The sequence below is a fragment of the Shewanella sp. LC6 genome, assembly GCF_006385735.2.
Taxonomy (GTDB): domain Bacteria; phylum Pseudomonadota; class Gammaproteobacteria; order Enterobacterales; family Shewanellaceae; genus Shewanella; species Shewanella xiamenensis.
In genome coordinates this window covers 144,974-162,777 of the sequence record NZ_CP043903.1, presented here as the reverse complement: position 1 = coordinate 162,777, position 17,804 = coordinate 144,974, and the positions used below count along the sequence as shown (strand labels likewise).

Annotated in this window: 19 protein-coding genes and 1 pseudogene; 3 read left to right on the top strand and 17 right to left on the bottom strand. The window is 52.9% G+C overall.

Annotated features, from left to right (window positions below; genetic code table 11):
- The first annotated feature begins 3 nt into the window (after positions 1 to 3).
- Positions 4 to 618, top strand: coding sequence for a recombinase family protein (locus tag FJD32_RS23305; protein WP_000904941.1), 615 nt, complete (start codon positions 4 to 6; stop codon positions 616 to 618).
- Positions 619 to 670: 52 nt separating this feature from the next.
- Here FJD32_RS23305 and merE read toward each other — a convergent pair whose 3' ends face one another.
- Genes merE through merT form a run of 6 tightly spaced genes read right to left on the bottom strand, consistent with a single transcriptional unit; the run spans position 671 to position 3,818 of the window.
- Entirely contained in the window at positions 671 to 907 is a 237-nt protein-coding gene (gene merE, locus FJD32_RS23300) for a broad-spectrum mercury transporter MerE (RefSeq protein WP_001087809.1), read from the bottom strand.
- Positions 904 to 1,269 (bottom strand): mercury resistance co-regulator MerD, encoded by a 366-nt coding sequence (gene merD, locus FJD32_RS23295; protein ID WP_140907294.1) that lies wholly within the window; start codon positions 1,267 to 1,269, stop codon positions 904 to 906. Before merD ends, merE begins: the two co-directional genes overlap by 4 nt.
- A gap of 16 nt (positions 1,270 to 1,285) precedes the next feature.
- Entirely contained in the window at positions 1,286 to 2,932 is a 1,647-nt protein-coding gene (gene merA / locus FJD32_RS23290; protein WP_032481322.1) for a mercury(II) reductase, read from the bottom strand.
- A complete protein-coding gene (gene merF, locus FJD32_RS23285) occupies positions 2,929 to 3,174 on the bottom strand; it encodes a mercury resistance system transport protein MerF (protein WP_032481323.1) in 246 nt (81 codons plus the stop codon). The genes merA and merF overlap by 4 nt, the downstream gene beginning before the upstream one ends.
- A 2-nt stretch (positions 3,175 to 3,176) precedes the next feature.
- Positions 3,177 to 3,452, bottom strand: a complete 276-nt coding sequence (gene merP, locus FJD32_RS23280) for a mercury resistance system periplasmic binding protein MerP (protein ID WP_000735441.1) — start codon at positions 3,450 to 3,452, stop codon at positions 3,177 to 3,179.
- Positions 3,453 to 3,467: 15 nt separating this feature from the next.
- Entirely contained in the window at positions 3,468 to 3,818 is a 351-nt protein-coding gene (gene merT, locus FJD32_RS23275) for a mercuric ion transporter MerT (protein ID WP_001294667.1), read from the bottom strand.
- Between the two features lie 71 nt (positions 3,819 to 3,889).
- On the opposite strand from merT, the gene merR reads away from it, so the two are divergent.
- Complete coding sequence (gene merR / locus FJD32_RS23270) at positions 3,890 to 4,324, top strand: Hg(II)-responsive transcriptional regulator (RefSeq protein ID WP_000429838.1); 435 nt, start codon at positions 3,890 to 3,892, stop codon at positions 4,322 to 4,324.
- A gap of 440 nt (positions 4,325 to 4,764) precedes the next feature.
- On the opposite strand, the gene FJD32_RS23265 is transcribed toward merR, so the two are convergent.
- From FJD32_RS23265 to FJD32_RS23250, 4 genes and pseudogenes are all read right to left on the bottom strand, one after another.
- A complete protein-coding gene (locus FJD32_RS23265) occupies positions 4,765 to 5,265 on the bottom strand; it encodes a GNAT family N-acetyltransferase (protein WP_000376623.1) in 501 nt (166 codons plus the stop codon).
- A 127-nt stretch (positions 5,266 to 5,392) separates the two neighbouring features.
- Positions 5,393 to 6,232 (bottom strand): sulfonamide-resistant dihydropteroate synthase Sul1, encoded by an 840-nt coding sequence (gene sul1, locus FJD32_RS23260; RefSeq protein ID WP_000259031.1) that lies wholly within the window; start codon positions 6,230 to 6,232, stop codon positions 5,393 to 5,395.
- Positions 6,226 to 6,573 carry a quaternary ammonium compound efflux SMR transporter QacE delta 1 gene (locus tag FJD32_RS23255; protein WP_000679427.1) on the bottom strand — a complete coding sequence of 116 codons (348 nt, stop codon included), beginning with the start codon at positions 6,571 to 6,573 and terminating at the stop codon, positions 6,226 to 6,228. Before FJD32_RS23255 ends, sul1 begins: the two co-directional genes overlap by 7 nt.
- Positions 6,574 to 6,689: 116 nt before the next feature.
- A pseudogene (locus FJD32_RS23250) lies at positions 6,690 to 7,528 on the bottom strand (AadA family aminoglycoside 3''-O-nucleotidyltransferase).
- 145 nt (positions 7,529 to 7,673) lie between these two features.
- Between FJD32_RS23250 and intI1 the strand changes: the two are divergent.
- Positions 7,674 to 8,687 (top strand): class 1 integron integrase IntI1, encoded by a 1,014-nt coding sequence (gene intI1, locus FJD32_RS23245; RefSeq protein WP_000845054.1) that lies wholly within the window; start codon positions 7,674 to 7,676, stop codon positions 8,685 to 8,687.
- A 372-nt stretch (positions 8,688 to 9,059) separates the two neighbouring features.
- Here the strand turns inward: intI1 and FJD32_RS23235 are convergent, their stop codons facing one another.
- From FJD32_RS23235 to FJD32_RS23205, 7 genes are all read right to left on the bottom strand, one after another.
- Positions 9,060 to 9,914, bottom strand: a complete 855-nt coding sequence (locus FJD32_RS23235; protein WP_011787802.1) for a universal stress protein — start codon at positions 9,912 to 9,914, stop codon at positions 9,060 to 9,062.
- A 34-nt stretch (positions 9,915 to 9,948) separates the two neighbouring features.
- Positions 9,949 to 11,439 (bottom strand): SulP family inorganic anion transporter, encoded by a 1,491-nt coding sequence (locus FJD32_RS23230; RefSeq protein WP_011787801.1) that lies wholly within the window; start codon positions 11,437 to 11,439, stop codon positions 9,949 to 9,951.
- Positions 11,440 to 12,394: 955 nt separating this feature from the next.
- Positions 12,395 to 12,664, bottom strand: a complete 270-nt coding sequence (locus FJD32_RS23225; protein ID WP_011711692.1) for a hypothetical protein — start codon at positions 12,662 to 12,664, stop codon at positions 12,395 to 12,397.
- A 402-nt stretch (positions 12,665 to 13,066) separates the two neighbouring features.
- Positions 13,067 to 13,399, bottom strand: coding sequence for a DUF6488 family protein (locus FJD32_RS23220; RefSeq protein WP_037425993.1), 333 nt, complete (start codon positions 13,397 to 13,399; stop codon positions 13,067 to 13,069).
- A gap of 21 nt (positions 13,400 to 13,420) precedes the next feature.
- Positions 13,421 to 13,951 (bottom strand): hypothetical protein, encoded by a 531-nt coding sequence (locus FJD32_RS23215; protein WP_037425996.1) that lies wholly within the window; start codon positions 13,949 to 13,951, stop codon positions 13,421 to 13,423.
- A 19-nt stretch (positions 13,952 to 13,970) separates the two neighbouring features.
- A complete protein-coding gene (locus FJD32_RS23210) occupies positions 13,971 to 14,666 on the bottom strand; it encodes a HupE/UreJ family protein (protein WP_011711695.1) in 696 nt (231 codons plus the stop codon).
- Positions 14,656 to 17,799, bottom strand: a complete 3,144-nt coding sequence (locus FJD32_RS23205) for a CusA/CzcA family heavy metal efflux RND transporter (RefSeq protein WP_140907293.1) — start codon at positions 17,797 to 17,799, stop codon at positions 14,656 to 14,658. The genes FJD32_RS23210 and FJD32_RS23205 overlap by 11 nt, the downstream gene beginning before the upstream one ends.
- Between the last annotated feature and the right edge of the window lie 5 nt (positions 17,800 to 17,804).

The following is a 17,804-nucleotide window of genomic DNA, read 5'->3' as shown; positions in this document are numbered from 1 at the left end:
GACATGCTGATAGGCTACATGCGGGTATCGAAGGCGGACGGCTCCCAGGCTACCGATTTGCAGCGCGACGCGCTGATTGCCGCCGGGGTCGATCCAGTACATCTTTACGAGGACCAGGCATCCGGCATGCGCGAGGATCGGCCCGGCTTGACGAGCTGCCTGAAGGCGTTGCGAACTGGCGACACACTGGTCGTGTGGAAACTGGATCGGCTCGGACGCGACCTGCGACATCTCATCAACACCGTGCACGACCTGACTGGGCGCGGCATCGGCTTGAAGGTATTAACCGGGCACGGCGCGGCCATCGACACTACGACCGCCGCCGGCAAGCTGGTCTTTGGCATCTTCGCCGCCCTGGCCGAGTTCGAGCGCGAGTTGATCGCGGAGCGCACGATTGCCGGCCTAGCCTCGGCCCGCGCGCGCGGGCGGAAAGGCGGCCGGCCGTTCAAGATGACCGCCGCCAAGCTGCGGCTGGCGATGGCGGCAATGGGTCAGCCAGAGACCAAGGTCGGCGACCTGTGCCAGGAACTTGGCGTCACGCGGCAGACCCTGTATCGGCATGTTTCACCCAAGGGTGAGCTACGTCCAGATGGCGAGAAGCTACTCAGCCGAATTTGATGCCGGCATGAGGCAACGTAGCGACAGCGTGGTTTGTCTCAATGGGAAGCGCTCATGATCGATCTTTGAAGGCCCGCAGCAGTCGTGTCACAGACAGGACGAACAAACCGGTCAGCGTGAGGGCTGCGATACCCCAGTACTCTCCGATGAACGCGCCGGCCGTCGTGCCGGCCAGCACAATGGCGAGAATCGGCAAATGGCAGGGACAGGTGAGCACGGCCAGCGCGCCCCACAGGTAGCCGGTGATCGGTTTGTGCGTCTCGGACGGCAAGCGCTCGGGGCTGTTCATGGCAGACTCTCCGCGTGCTGTGCCGGCTCGGTCGGCATGGTGGCCAACTGCACCTCCAGATCGGCCAACGCTTCGCGCCGACGCTCGACGAACTGGCGCAGAACGGCAAGCTGCGCGGCCGCTTCATCGCCGTCCGCAGCATCCAGCGCCCGGCACAGCCGCGCCAGCGCGTCCAGGCCGATGCCCGCCTCGAAGGCCGCCCGCACGAAGCACAGCCGTTGCAAGGCGGCATCATCGAACAGGCCATAGCCGCCCGGGGTGCACGCCACCGGACGCAGCAATCCGGGCAGCAGGTAGTCGCGCACGATATGCACGCTCACCCCGGCATCAAGGGCCAGCCGGGACACGGTGTAGGCGCTCATTGAAAACCTCCTTTTTTTATCCAGCGCAGCAGGAAAGCTGCTTCACGTCCTTGTTGAAGGTCTGCGCCGCAAGCTTCAACCCCTCGACCATTGTCAGGTAGGGGAACAACTGGTCGGCCAGTTCCTGCACCGTCATGCGGTTGCGGATGGCGAGCACCGCCGTCTGGATCAGTTCGCCCGCTTCCGGGGCCACCGCCTGCACGCCGATGAGCCGTCCGCTACCTTCCTCGATGACCAGCTTGATGAAGCCGCGTGTGTCGAAGTTGGCAAGCGCTCGCGGAACGTTGTCGAGTGTCAGCGTGCGACTGTCGGTCTCGATGCCATCGTGGTGCGCTTCCGCCTCGCTGTAGCCCACGGTGGCGACTTGCGGGTCGGTGAACACCACTGCCGGCATCGCGGTCAGATTGAGGGCTGCGTCGCCGCCGGTCATGTTGATCGCGGCACGGGTGCCGGCGGCCGCTGCCACGTAGACGAACTGCGGCTGGTCGGTGCAGTCGCCGGCCGCGTAGATGTTCGGGTTGCTCGTGCGCATGCCTTGGTCGATAACGATGGCCCCTTGCGCATTGACAGTGACCCCCGCCGCGTCCAGCGCGAGGCTGCGCGTATTCGGTGCCCGACCGGTGGCAACCAGCAACTTGTCAGCGCGCAATTCACCGTGTCCGGTGGTCAGCACGAATTCGCCGTTCACATGGGCGACCTGGCTGGCTTGCGTGTGCTCCAGCACCTCGATGCCCTCGGCGCGGAAAGCGGCTGTCACGGCCTCGCCGATGGCCGGGTCTTCCCGGAAGAACAAGGTGCTGCGTGCCAGGATCGTGACCTGGCTGCCGAGCCGGGCAAAGGCTTGCGCCAGTTCCAACGCCACCACCGACGAACCGATCACGGCCAGGCGTGCGGGAATGGTGTCGCTGACAAGCGCTTCGGTGGAAGTCCAGTAGGGTGACTCTTTCAGGCCCGGAATCGGCGGCACGGCCGGACTGGCACCGGTGGCGACCAGGCAGCGGTCGAACGTTACCTCGCGCTCGCCACCCTCGTTCAAACGGACGACCAGGCTCTGGTCGTCCTTGAAACGCGCTTCACCGTGCAAAACGGTGATGGCTGGATTGCCGTCCAGGATGCCTTCGTATTTGGCGTGCCGCAGTTCATCGACACGGGCCTGCTGCTGGGCCAGCAGTTTGCAGCGGTCAATCGCAGGCACAGTTGCCGCAATACCGCCGTCGAACGGACTTTCCCGGCGCAGATGGGCAATATGGGCAGCGCGGATCATGATCTTGGACGGCACACAGCCGATATTGACGCAGGTGCCGCCGATGGTGCCGCGTTCGATCAGCGTGACCGTCGCGCCTTGCTCGACGGCCTTCAGCGCCGCCGCCATCGCGGCCCCGCCGCTGCCAATGATGGCGATATGCAAACCGGCGCCCTCAAGTGCATCACGGATTTTTGGTTCATCTTTGAAATCACCAACCCGGATCGAGCCTTGATAACCCAATGCGGCGATGGCGGCCAGCAGTTGGTTGTGGCTCACGGCGGTGTCTGCCATGACTTGCGCGCGGCTTTCTGGATAGGACACCACAGCGGCATTCACGCCGGGAATCTTTTCCAAAGCATCTTTGACATGGGAGGCGCAGGATGTGCAGGTCATGCCATTCACGGTGATTTCGGTCATTTTTTTACTCCATTGAATTTCGGGGTGCAGCAGGCATCGGCTTGGCGTTTTCGTTGGATGGCGTAGATGGTCAAGCCGATGAAAATCTCCAGCGCAGGCAGCAGCACATAGTCCAGATAGCCGGTCAGCGCGGACAAGCCGACCACACCGAGCAAAATGACCAGAACAGGGGTGAAGCAACACAGCGCCACGAGGGTTGTGCCAATGATGCTGACCCGCAGCAGTGTCTTCGGGTCTTTCATGATCAGTTCTTGACTGATGATGGGTAGCCCGCATCCTCGGTAGCCTTGGTCAGTTTCTGCACGCTGGTCTTGGCATCATCGAAGGTGACCACCGCTTCGCGCGTCTCGAAGGTCACGTCAACTTTACTGACGCCATCGACCTTGGAAATCGCCTTCTTGACAGTGATCGGACAGGCCGAGCAGGTCATGCCCGGTACGGACAGCGTAACGGTCTGGGTGGCGGCCCACACGGGGGCAACAACGGCAGCGAGGGCAAGGGCGGAAAGCAGCTTTTTCATGGTGAACTCCTGTGATCAATAGAAAAATGGCACGACGTAGGGAAATCCGAGCGCGACCAAAACCAGCACGGCCACGCCCCAGAAAATGAGCTTGTAAGTAGCTCGCACTTGGGGAATCGCGCAAACCTCACCCGGTTTGCAGGCGGCTGACGGCCGGTAGATGCGCCGCCAGGCGAAGAACAACGCCACCAGCGCCACGCCGATAAAGATGGGGCGATAGGGTTCCAACACCGTCAAGTTGCCGATCCAAGCGCCGCTGAACCCCAAGGCGATCAGAACCAGCGGCCCGAGGCAGCAAGCCGAGGCGAGGATGGCGGCCAGCCCGCCAGTGAAGAGCGCGCCGCGCCCGTTTTGAGGTTCAGACATACGTTTGTCCTTTCGAATCTGAATTGGATAGCTTAAGCTTACTTCCGTAGTTATGTACGGAGTCAAGCGATATGGAAAACAATTTGGAGAACCTGACCATTGGCGTTTTCGCCAGGACGGCCGGGGTCAATGTGGAGACCATCCGGTTCTATCAGCGCAAGGGCTTGCTCCCGGAACCGGACAAGCCTTACGGCAGCATTCGCCGCTATGGCGAGACGGATGTAACGCGGGTGCGCTTCGTGAAATCAGCCCAGCGGTTGGGCTTCAGCCTGGATGAGATCGCCGAGCTGCTGCGGCTGGAGGATGGCACCCATTGCGAGGAAGCCAGCAGCCTGGCCGAGCACAAGCTCAAGGACGTGCGCGAGAGGATGGCTGACCTGGCGCGCATGGAGGCCGTGCTGTCTGATTTGGTGTGCGCCTGCCATGCGCGGAAGGGGAACGTTTCCTGCCCGCTGATTGCGTCACTGCAAGGGAAGAAAGAACCGCGCAGTGCGGACGCGGTGTAGCCCGAGGGAACTACGCCTTAGCGTGCTTTATTTTCCGTTTTCTGAGGCGACTCCAACGTCAGAAAAGACCGTGCGGTCGACTTTTGATATTTCGTGCAGTCGTCTTCTGAAAATGACATTTGGTATCTCTCATAAACGGATGTTTTTGAGAGAACTATCTTCGGCCTTCACACGCACGAAAGGCGGCGAAGCTCCGCCGTTAATCCGTCCGCCGGAGATCTCGCCCAGGCAGGCTGAAGGCCGAGCAAGCCTGACAGGCCCGAAAAGCCCGGCACGGGCGTCGGCGGCGATGACGGCGGCGGCATTATCCAGGGTTGATGATGGAAGTGGAGGATATCGACAACCTCTCGCGCAACCAAGACATCGCGGTCGGACTGCAAGTGATCTTGAAGCCACGGGCCCGTCCCACCCCGACATGGACCTCGATGCCCGAACGGACGTTAGATTTCGAGTTCTAGGCGTTCTGCGATGAAGGTTGGATCCCAGCCGGGATTGAAAGTGTCGACGTGGGTGAATCCGAGCCGCTCGTATAGGCCACGCAGGTTCGGGTGGCAGTCGAGCCGCAGCTTGGCGCACCCCTGCGTTCGCGCGGCATGGCGGCAAGCCTCGATCAGCGCGGAGCTGACACCCCGGCCCGCATGTGTCCGTCGCACCGCGAGCTTGTGCAGATATGCGGCCTCCCCCTTGAGGGCGTCGGGCCAGAACTCGGGATCCTCGGCCGACAAGGTGCAACAGCCGACGATGCCGTCGCTGCAACTCGCGACTAGGAGCTCGGATCTCAGGACGAAGGTCTCCGCGAATGTCCGGTCGATCCGCGCGACGTCCCAGGCGGGCGTTCCCTTGGCGGACATCCACGCCGCAGCGTCGTGCATCAGCCGCACAACCTCGTCGATATCACCCGAGCAGGCGACCCGAACGTTCGGAGGCTCCTCGCTGTCCATTCGCTCCCCTGGCGCGGTATGAACCGCCGCCTCATAGTGCAGTTTGATCCTGACGAGCCCAGCATGTCTGCGCCCACCTTCGCGGAACCTGACCAGGGTCCGCTAGCGGGCGGCCGGAAGGTGAATGCTAGGCATGATCTAACCCTCGGTCTCTGGCGTCGCGACTGCGAAATTTCGCGAGGGTTTCCGAGAAGGTGATTGCGCTTCGCAGATCTCCAGGCGCGTGGGTGCGGACGTAGTCAGCGCCATTGCCGATCGCGTGAAGTTCCGCCGCAAGGCTCGCTGGACCCAGATCCTTTACAGGAAGGCCAACGGTGGCGCCCAAGAAGGATTTCCGCGACACCGAGACCAATAGCGGAAGCCCCAACGCCGACTTCAGCTTTTGAAGGTTCGACAGCACGTGCAGCGATGTTTCCGGTGCGGGGCTCAAGAAAAATCCCATCCCCGGATCGAGGATGAGCCGGTCGGCAGCGACCCCGCTCCGTCGCAAGGCGGAAACCCGCGCCTCGAAGAACCGCACAATCTCGTCGAGCGCGTCTTCGGGTCGAAGGTGACCGGTGCGGGTGGCGATGCCATCCCGCTGCGCTGAGTGCATAACCACCAGCCTGCAGTCCGCCTCAGCAATATCGGGATAGAGCGCAGGGTCAGGAAATCCTTGGATATCGTTCAGGTAGCCCACGCCGCGCTTGAGCGCATAGCGCTGGGTTTCCGGTTGGAAGCTGTCGATTGAAACACGGTGCATCTGATCGGACAGGGCGTCTAAGAGCGGCGCAATACGTCTGATCTCATCGGCCGGCGATACAGGCCTCGCGTCCGGATGGCTGGCGGCCGGTCCGACATCCACGACGTCTGATCCGACTCGCAGCATTTCGATCGCCGCGGTGACAGCGCCGGCGGGGTCTAGCCGCCGGCTCTCATCGAAGAAGGAGTCCTCGGTGAGATTCAGAATGCCGAACACCGTCACCATGGCGTCGGCCTCCGCAGCGACTTCCACGATGGGGATCGGGCGAGCAAAAAGGCAGCAATTATGAGCCCCATACCTACAAAGCCCCACGCATCAAGCTTTTGCCCATGAAGCAACCAGGCAATGGCTGTAATTATGACGACGCCGAGTCCCGACCAGACTGCATAAGCAACACCGACAGGGATGGATTTCAGAACCAGAGAAAGAAAATAAAATGCGATGCCATAACCGATTATGACAACGGCGGAAGGGGCAAGCTTAGTAAAGCCCTCGCTAGATTTTAATGCGGATGTTGCGATTACTTCGCCAACTATTGCGATAACAAGAAAAAGCCAGCCTTTCATGATATATCTCCCAATTTGTGTAGGGCTTATTATGCACGCTTAAAAATAATAAAAGCAGACTTGACCTGATAGTTTGGCTGTGAGCAATTATGTGCTTAGTGCATCTAACGCCGGAGTTAAGCCGCCGCGCGTAGCGCGGTCGGCTTGAACGAATTGTTAGACATCATTTACCAACTGACTTGATGATCTCGCCTTTCACAAAGCGAATAAATTCTTCCAAGTGATCTGCGCGTGAGGCCAAGTGATCTTCTTTTTGTCCCAGATAAGCTTGCTTAGCTTCAAGTAAGACGGGCTGATACTGGGCAGGTAGGCGTTTTATTGCCCAGTCGGCAGCGACATCCTTCGGCGCGATTTTGCCGGTTATTGCGCTGTACCAAATGCGGGACAACGTAAGCACTACATTTCGCTCATCGCCGGCCCAGTCGGGCTGCGAGTTCCATAGCTTCAAGGTTTCCCTCAGCGCCTCGAATAGATCCTGTTCAGGAACCGGGTCAAAGAATTCCTCCGCTGCCGGACCTACCAAGGCAACGCTATGTTCTCTTGCTTTTGTAAGCAGGATAGCTAGATCAATGTCGATCATGGCTGGCTCGAAGATACCCGCAAGAATGTCATTGCGCTGCCATTCTCCAAATTGCAGCTCGCGCTTAGCCGGATAACGCCACGGGATGATGTCGTCATGCACGACAAGGGTGACTTCTATAGCGCGGAGCGTCTCGCTCTCGCCAGGGAAAGCCGAAGCCTCCATAAGGTCATTGAGCAATGCTCGCCGCGTCGTTTCATCAAGCTTTACGGCCACAGTAACCAACAAATCAATATCGCTGTATGGCTTCAGGCCGCCATCCACTGCGGAGCCGTACAAATGCACGGCCAGCAACGTTGATTCCAGATGGCGCTCAATGACGCTTAGCACCTCTGATAGTTGGTTCGAAATTTCGATGGTCACCGCTACCCTCATGATGTCTAACTTTGTTTTAGGGCGACTGCCCTGCTGCGTAACATCGTTGCTGCTCCATAACATCAAACATCGACCCACGGCGTAACGCGCTTGCTGCTTGGATGCCCGAGGCATAGACTGTACAAAAAAACAGTCATAACAAGCCATGAAAACCGCCACTGCGCCGTTACCACCGCTGCGTTCGGTCAAGGTTCTGGACCAGTTGCGTGAGCGCATACGCTACTTGCATTACAGCTTACGAACCGAACAGGCTTATGTCAACTGGGTTCGTGCCTTCATCCGTTTCCACGGTGTGCGTCACCCGGCAACCTTGGGCAGCAGCGAAGTCGAGGCATTTCTGTCCTGGCTGGCGAACGAGCGCAAGGTTTCGGTCTCCACGCATCGTCAGGCATTGGCGGCCTTGCTGTTCTTCTACGGCAAGGTGCTGTGCACGGATCTGCCCTGGCTTCAGGAGATCGGAAGACCTCGGCCGTCGCGGCGCTTGCCGGTGGTGCTGACCCCGGATGAAGTGGTTCGCATCCTCGGTTTTCTGGAAGGCGAGCATCGTTTGTTCGCCCAGCTTCTGTATGGAACGGGCATGCGGATCAGTGAGGGTTTGCAACTGCGGGTCAAGGATCTGGATTTCGATCACGGCACGATCATCGTGCGGGAGGGCAAGGGCTCCAAGGATCGGGCCTTGATGTTACCCGAGAGCTTGGCACCCAGCCTGCGCGAGCAGCTGTCGCGTGCACGGGCATGGTGGCTGAAGGACCAGGCCGAGGGCCGCAGCGGCGTTGCGCTTCCCGACGCCCTTGAGCGGAAGTATCCGCGCGCCGGGCATTCCTGGCCGTGGTTCTGGGTTTTTGCGCAGCACACGCATTCGACCGATCCACGGAGCGGTGTCGTGCGTCGCCATCACATGTATGACCAGACCTTTCAGCGCGCCTTCAAACGTGCCGTAGAACAAGCAGGCATCACGAAGCCCGCCACACCGCACACCCTCCGCCACTCGTTCGCGACGGCCTTGCTCCGCAGCGGTTACGACATTCGAACCGTGCAGGATCTGCTCGGCCATTCCGACGTCTCTACGACGATGATTTACACGCATGTGCTGAAAGTTGGCGGTGCCGGAGTGCGCTCACCGCTTGATGCGCTGCCGCCCCTCACTAGTGAGAGGTAGGGCAGCGCAAGTCAATCCTGGCGGATTCACTACCCCTGCGCGAAGGCCATCGGTGCCGCATCGAACGGCCGGTTGCGGAAAGTCCTCCCTGCGTCCGCTGATGGCCGGCAGCAGCCCGTCGTTGCCTGATGGATCCAACCCCTCCGCTGCTATAGTGCAGTCGGCTTCTGACGTTCAGTGCAGCCGTCTTCTGAAAACGACATGTGCTGCAATCTGCGCTAACAAACTTTCCAGCATTTGCTGTAACTGTAAATGCAGTTGTTGCTTTAGCTGCTCGTTCATTTCACCTCCAAACTTAAGCGTCAGAACCTATCTCTATTACTATGCACTAACCAGCGTCTTGGATACTGATTAGTGCAATATCAATAGCTGTTAGCGCAATAATAATAATGGGATATGGCTTTTACTGATCATCTTTGTGGTATTGCTTCCCACAAAAAACTCTCTTATCCGCGAATGGCCGTAGGCCCCCATCACCATAAGATCGATGTGATGCTCAAGTTGATAGATCTCAAGAGCCGTTTGAACTTCTCCCTGACAAACAGCGGTAACCACATTGAAATTCGCCGCCATCAGAGATTCGGTCACCAACGCCAGTTCTGCTGTCGCCTGTGATTGAGCATCAGACACCATCACCAAATGACATTCAAGCCCTTTTAAGAGTGGACTTGTTAGCACTTGATTAAGGGCTTTTTTCGCAGTAATGCTGCCATCGTAGGCAATCATAAATCGTTTCGGTGCTTCAAACTCTGTCATCACCACTAAAATAGGCTGCTTAACTGTGCGAATGACGTTTTCTAGATGGCTGCCAATCGCCTGCGCTTGATCTTGATGTTGCTCCCCTTGACGCCCCATCACCACCAATCTGGCATGGGATTCTTGCTCTAACAGGGTTTCGACTAAATCGCCGTGACGCTGCAAGGTTTTAACCACGACTGCAGGTTGTGCCTCCACGATGCGCGTTTGCGCATCTTGCAACATATACTTACCCTGCTCGAGTGCCAGCTTGCCCCGGCGCGCTTCGAGCTCAACCATTTCATTGAGCAAGTGCTCCCGTGTACCTAGGCCAATATTTCCCGACAGATCTGACTCTATCGGATAGGCTGACTTATCCAATACATGTAATAGGATTACAGGGGCATTCAGTTGAAAGGCGGCCCAGCCACTGGCATCACATACAGCGGATGTCACATTTGAACCGTCAATACAAGCAATCACATTTGTCATCGTTTTATTCCTTTGTTGTTGTGTTGCTAATGGCTTAGTGACCAGACATCATTTTTTCAACTTCTTCTGGCTTATCGTGTACCCCAAATTTATCGACTATGGTGGCACTGGCTTCGTTAAGGCCAATCAACTCAACCTCAGTCCCCTCGCGGCGGAATTTAATCACTACCTTGTCGAGGGCCGATACCGCGGTAATATCCCAAAAATGTGCTTGAGATAAGTCGATAGTCACTTTATCAACCACTTCCCTAAAATCGAATGAATTACTGAACTTATCTGATGAAGCAAAAAAGACTTGTCCAATAACCTGATAATGGCGACCAGTGTCAGCAGCAGTCGTTGTACTCTTAACCACCATAAAACGTCCCACTTTATTAGCAAAAAATAGGGACGCGAGTAATACACCTACAAATACCCCAATTGCTAAGTTATGGGTAGCGACCACGACCACAACCGTCGCCACCATCACAAGGTTGGTTGACATAGGATGATGCTTAAGATTACGGATTGAATCCCAAGAGAATGTACCGATAGCCACCATGATCATCACGGCAACCAGTGCCGCCATAGGAATAAGCTTTAACCACTCTCCTAAAAACACCACCATCACAAGTAAAAAAACGCCTGCAGCGAAGGATGATAAACGTCCGCGACCACCCGATTTAACGTTGATGATCGACTGACCAATCATAGCGCAACCAGCCATACCGCCCATTAAACCCGCGCCGATATTGGCAATACCTTGGCCCTTACACTCGCGATTCTTATCGCTTTGGGTATCGGTTAAGTCATCAACTATGGTGGCGGTCATCATAGATTCCAGCAAGCCCACCACGGCAAGGCCGGCCGAGTAAGGGAAGATGATCATCAGAGTTTCAAGGGTCAAGGGCACTTCAGGCCAGAGGAAAATAGGTAAAGTATCAGGCAGTTGTCCCATGTCGCCGACAGTACGAATATCTAACCCCATATAAACCGCAAAAAGCGTTAATCCGACAATACACACGAGAGGCGAAGGTACGGATTTACCAATCACAGGGATGAGTGGGAATAGGTAAATGATACCGAGGCCAGCTACCGTCATCGCATATACGTGCCAAGTCACATTGGTCAGTTCGGGCAACTGGGCCATAAAGATCAGAATCGCCAGTGCATTCACAAAACCCGTCACCACAGAGCGGGAGACGAAACGCATCAAGCTACCGAGTTTTAAGTAACCCGCAGCAATTTGCAGCACACCGGTTAATAAGGTCGCCGCGAGTAAATACTCAAGGCCATGTTCCTTTACTAAGGTCACCATTAACAGTGCCATCGCGCCTGTTGCGGCAGAGATCATGCCAGGACGGCCACCAGTAAAGGCAATAACCACAGCGATACAGAATGAAGCATATAGGCCGACCTTAGGATCGACACCTGCAATAATAGAAAAGGCAATTGCCTCAGGGATTAACGCCAGCGCTACCACAATACCGGCTAACAGATCTCCGCGTATATTGGAGAACCACTCTTTTTTCATGGTTTGAATCATGTTACTCACTCTGATTAAAATTAAATCAATAACAAAAGCTAACGCTAGCCATATACACAGATGTGCAAAGACAAGAGCTTTTTCGTCAACGTGACGAATCAATATTAGATTTATGGAGGTACAACAAAAGCTACCGAAGGGTAGATACTACGAACGGATCTGAGCGATCCAAAATGAAGGGGGTTAAACTAATGCGGCTTAAAGCTCATTACAGAAATTATCCTTACAACAGGTAAAATGAGTAAAATTTTGATTTTTAGCTATATACAGAAACACAATATAGAGTTAGGTAAGGATACCGTTCAGGTCGTTGAAAGTCAAAGGACCAAAATCAGATTAACTATGATCCGGTAAGCTGTAACGACTTAAATTCAGTGTTAATGAGCGTAACCAGATAAATTCCACATTAAAAACAAAAAAACAGTGGCTTAATTTAGCTCAAGAGCTTAGTTATAAAGCTAACTTTACATTTTCGGCGCGTTGGGCAAATTTAGCCAATCTATCAAGAGATCAGCACACGGCGGTACTAGGGCTTGATTTAATTCCTTTCTCAAAGATATTTAATGAGTTTTACAAACTAAAATCAGCTCAAACACTACTGCGCGAATGGCTTGAAACGTCCATTAAGGGCAAGCATTGGATTTACAATCCAAGGCGCAATGCGTGGTTTGAGCATCAACAGGCTAAGGCTCCAGCTGTTCAGGAGCAGCAACAGCAACAAGTTCTGGTACAAACCAAGACTACCCGTGATCGGATTAAAGAGCAGATTGCCAAAATGGACAGGTTGAACGTAGTCGCTATATATCGCTGCGTTTTTTGTCAGTTGGACTTTGAAGGCAGTGCGTTACTCAACTACTGCCCCAAGTGTAATGACCATCTAAGTGTGAAAAGAAAATCGGAGATTGCGGCTCAAACTCCACCTAAAGGCAAGTATCGGTATCGATGACTCTATGATTTATTCAAGTAACGTCAACTTATAGCCAAGCGGTGTAAACCAATGCCTACGGCCCGTGTCTAAATTGCGAACAAAATACCAATCTTCCGACTTAAGGTGTTCTGGTAGGGACTCAATCGTGGAGATTTCACCGTCATCCACCAGCACTTTCTCTGGCTTTGGAAGCACCTCTAATTGGCGCCGTTTCTCGGGAAATTCCACCAAACTGCCATCAACGTCATCGAAGGATGAAGCAGGATACACCGCTAAAAATTTTTGGCCGGTTTGCATGTTACTGCCTCATTTTATTTAAGTGTGTAATGCTGGACTTTGACATTCGGGATCACGATTGAATGATTGAATGTCTCGGGGTTGATGTTGGAGAGGAATAAAGTTCTAAACTGAACAGCCAAGAACTCTAGCTCGTATCGTTCTAGATTAAATATGGCCAAAAATAAAGATTCATACTAATTGCCACAACTTAGTCCGAACCGTGCCACAATCGAGTATTAAAGTATCATACTCCTTGTGGCTTACTTCGGGACAAAGTGAGTTAGACTGTTAACTCAGATTAATTGGTTTCAGATTACAAAATGTATTGCTAAGAACGATATTTGATTTAATAAAAGTAAACCGCTTGCAGGGTTATTGCACTGTCTGTTGCCCATAACATAGACAGTGCAATCTTGGCGACTAGAACTTGTTCGTGTCTTTGACTTCTAAAAGCTCGCCGTTACTGGCTATTTTGAGAAAAAATTGTTTTTGAGTCGTTGGGTTAACGGCACTGACCACGTAGTAATTGCCTTCAAAGCTGACGATTGATAATTGTGCCTCAGGCAAGTTTTTCCATGTTCCCTCTAATTTACCCACCTCAAAACCAAAGTCTTTAAATGTCATTTGATTAAGCGATTTAGCTGCCACCTTTAAGGCACCTTGACCGCTGATCACTCCGTGATCCGCATGGGCCAATACATTGCCACTCATTAACGCTGTGCATAGGGTGAATACTGACAATAATTTTTTCATCGTTTTCTCCAAATTTGCCAATTATTGTTTTAAACCAATGACTTCATATTGTCCTTTTACCTGTAACTGAACGGCAATAGGCTTATCTGTCTTGTTTTTCCAATACCAACCATGTGACCCCGCGAAAGGCGCAGTAAAGCTCCCTTTCATTTCATTTGATGTCGCTATGGTGTAACTCTCAAAATAGCCAGTGGTATCTCCCTCAGGTTCTCCATGGAGGTCAAAATACAAAGCATCGCCATCGGTCATCCATTCGTAGGTCATTTTGGCATACTGCGGCATGGCAAATTTATATTCGACACCGCGCCCCGCCGGAACCAACACTTCAATGGTTTGAAACTCCGTATTATTTGCTTGGGTTCCCATCACCGCAGCAGCACCATCCGCTTCTGCGGCCTGTGCAATTGAGGTTAATCCCAGCTTTTGACCTACGCCTGTAGGATCGATGTTGTACTCGGCTGGCAGAATAAAAGTGACCAGCGCAATGGCCGCCACTACCGTTGCCGATACGCTCGCTTTGACCAAGATTTTTGAACTTACAGTGTGTTGCATAATCTTCTCTTATAATCGTTTAGTTGACGAAATAGCCTGTGAGCTGATAACCCATCAGCATCACCCCTACACTCATCAGAGCGGTGTTAGTCAGCGTTGAAAATCGTTGAAATGAAGGGAAATGACGCCAGGCATTTATCACAATCAAGATGATGGCCAGCGCAGCAAATTGTCCGATCTCCACCCCAATATTGAATGCTAATAAATTGGTAAATAGGCCTTCCTGTGACAACTGAAACTCCTGTAATTTGGTTGCCAGTCCAAAGCCATGGAACAAACCAAAGACCAACACTGCTATTTTGGTATTGGGTTGCCAATTAAAGCAGCGCTTAAATCCCCCCAAGTTATCAAAACCTTTATAGATCACTGATAAGCCAATAATCGCATCGATAAGATAGGCGTTAACTTGCAAATCGGTCATTACACCAAGCAATAATGTGGTGCTGTGACCTAGGGTAAACATGGTCACATACAACAGCACATCTTTGCTGCGGTACAAAAAGAAGATCACACCCACGAGAAACAATAAGTGGTCGTAGCCCGTGATCATGTGCTTCGCCCCAATGTACAAAAAGGGGATAAATTGCACGCCTTGGTTTTGTTCTAAAAAGGCGCGAGTATTGTCGTCCACCCCATGTGCCATGACATCAATACTCACCAAACCTATTAATCCAACCATCAGCAACAAGCTGATGTTTAATAGCTTATTTGGCATCCGCAATCTCCATTACTTCTACTTCAGTCAAAATCGACTCCTTTTCTTTATGTAAAATGCGATATAACGCTGGAATAACAAACAGCGTTAACAGGGTTGATGAAATAATTCCCCCAATCACAACCGTTGCCAGCGGACGTTGGACTTCTGAACCGATACCGGTATTGAGTGCCATTGGAATAAACCCGAGTGATGCCACTAAAGCCGTGGTTAACACTGGACGAAGCCTTGTTAGTGCCCCCTCAAAAATTGCCCTATCGAGTCCCATACCTTCTTTACGTAATTCGCGAATAAATGACACCATGACAAGACCATTTAAAATCGCGATACCAGAGAGGGCGATAAAGCCCACTGCGGCTGAGATAGAAAAGGGAATGTCCCGTAACAATAATGCGGCAATTCCGCCCGTCAGGGCTAAGGGGACGCCAGTAAAGATAATCATCGCATCCTTGAAGGAGCTAAGGGCGAGGATCAATAAACCGACAATCATCAACAGGGTCACAGGCACAACAATACTCAAGCGATGCGATGCCGATTGTAATTTTTGATAGGTGCCTCCGTACTCCACCCAGTAACCTGCGGGAATATCCACTCTTTCCCCGATAACGTTTTGAATATCAGCGACAAAGCTACCTAAATCCCGTCCACGTACGTTGGCGGTGACCACCATGCGACGTTTCCCATTTTCACGGTTAATCTGGTTAGCACCAGAAACCAATTCCAAGGACGCTAATTCCTGAAGTGGGATGCTATGCCCGTCGGGTAAGGAAATCGGTAAATAACGTAAGCCGTCCAGATTTTGCCTACGTGATTCACCCAGACGTACAACAATGTCTGAGCGAATATCTCCTTCATAGAATTTACTCGCCACAGTGCCGCCCATTGCGGTTGCCACTTGAGACTGCAACTCGGCCATACTTAAGCCATGTTGCATCAGCTGTTGACGTTTCGGAATGATATTCAGCATAGGCAAACCTGTTGTCTGCTCCACTTGCACATCGGCAATGCCATCGACCTGAGCGATAGCTGCCTCGATTTGTGCACCAAGCGAAGTGAGCGTATCGAAATCATCACCAAACACCTTAATTGCAAGCTCCGCCCGGACCCCTGCAAGCAGCTCATTAAAGCGCATTTGAATAGGCTGTAAGAACTCATAGCGGTTGCCAGGGATAGGTTCCACCATCGCCGCCAACTCTTCTACAATTTGCTCCTTCGATTTATTGGGATTTGGCCACTGCTCACGAGGTTTTAGGATAATAAAGTTATCAGCCACACTCGGAGGCACTGCATCGGTCGCCACATCCGCAGTACCAATTTTGGCAAATACCCTTTCAACTTCAGGCATTTGCTTAATTTTATCTTCTAGAGTTTCTTGCAGGGCAATCGCCTGACTCAGTGAGGTGCCAGGAATACGTAGGGCATGCATTGCAATATCCCCCTCATCCAAATTAGGGGCAAATTCACTGCCTAATTTCGTCGCTTGGTAACCAAAAACGGCGACCAACAACGTGGCAGCAATCACCACGACCCAGCGACCTTGAATTACCCTGTTTAACGCAGGGCGATACAAGGCGCCTGCACCACGGATAAGCGGGCTATGCTTCTCCTTCACTGGTTTCTTAAACAGCAAGGCAATGGTTGCTGGCACAAAAGTCACCGACAGCAACATGGCACTTAACAACGCAATCACTACCGTAATCGCCATCGGGTGGAACATTTTGCCTTCTACACCTTCTAGTGCAAAAATCGGCAAATACACGGCGGTAATGATAAATACACCAAATAGTGCGGGGCGAATGACCTCACGGGTAGCTTCAAACACGAGCTCTAGACGTTCTTTTAACGGTAAAGGATCGTCTCCTGCCTGACTTAACCGTCTCAAGCAGTTTTCAACAATAATGATCGCGCCATCGACTAACAAACCAAAGTCCAGAGCGCCTAAACTCATCAGGTTCGCGCTAACGCGGGTTTGTACCATGCCGGTAATCGTCATTAACATAGCAAAGGGGATCACCAGTGCAGTTAAAAATGCAGCCCTAAAATTCCCAAGCAGTACAAACAACACCACAATGACCAGTAGTGCGCCTTCTAATAGATTGGTCTGCACCGTTTGTAGGGTTTTATCCACTAACTTAGTGCGATCATAAACTGCTGTGGCGACAATCCCTTCCGGCAGGGTCGCGTTGATTTCTTTGAGTTTCTCACCTACAGCATGGGCAACGGTGCGGCTATTCTCACCAATCAACATAAACACGGTACTCATGACCACTTCGCGGCCATTTTGAGTCGCAGCACCGTTGCGTAGCCCCTGACCATTTTCAATATCGGCCACATCTTTAATGGTCAGCGCACTGCCTTGCGTTGATTTGAGTGGGATATTGCCAATGGCCACAATGTCTTCGGCTTGGCCTGGCATTCTCAGTAACCACTGAGCACCGTTTTGCTCAATAAAACCTGCGCCTTGGTTCTGATTATTCTTGGCTATGGCATCGACAACATCGGCTTGGGTTAAACCAAAGGCGAGCAGTTTTTCCGGTTTGAAAGCGACCAAAATCTCACGCTCAAAGCCGCCGATAGGGTTAACTTCAACCACCCCTGGCACACGCATGAGCTGCGGCCTAATTGTCCAATCATGTACCGTGCGTAAATCCATTGGCGTGATAGGCGTTCCATCGGCATGGGTAGCATCTGGCAATGCATCCACGGTAAACATAAAGATTTCACCTAAGCCAGTCGCAATAGGGCCAAGCTGTGGTTCAAGCCCAAGCGGCAGCTCGGAACGTGCCGCCGATAAACGCTCATTGACTAACTGACGGGCAAAATAGACATCCGTCTCATCACTGAAAATGGCCACCACCTGTGATAAGCCATAGCGCGATACCGAGCGGGTGTAGGTTAACCCAGGCAAGCCTGCTAATGCGGTTTCCAAAGGGAAGGTCACACGCTGCTCGATTTCAAGTGGCGTGTATCCCGGCGCTTCGGTATTAATCATCACCTGCACATTGGTGATATCCGGTACGGCATCGATGGGTAATTTAGTGAAATTCCATAGCCCTAATCCCGCAACGGCGATTACCATCACTAACACTAAGAATTTGCGCTTTATCGAAAAGCGTAAAATCGATTCCAACATGACTC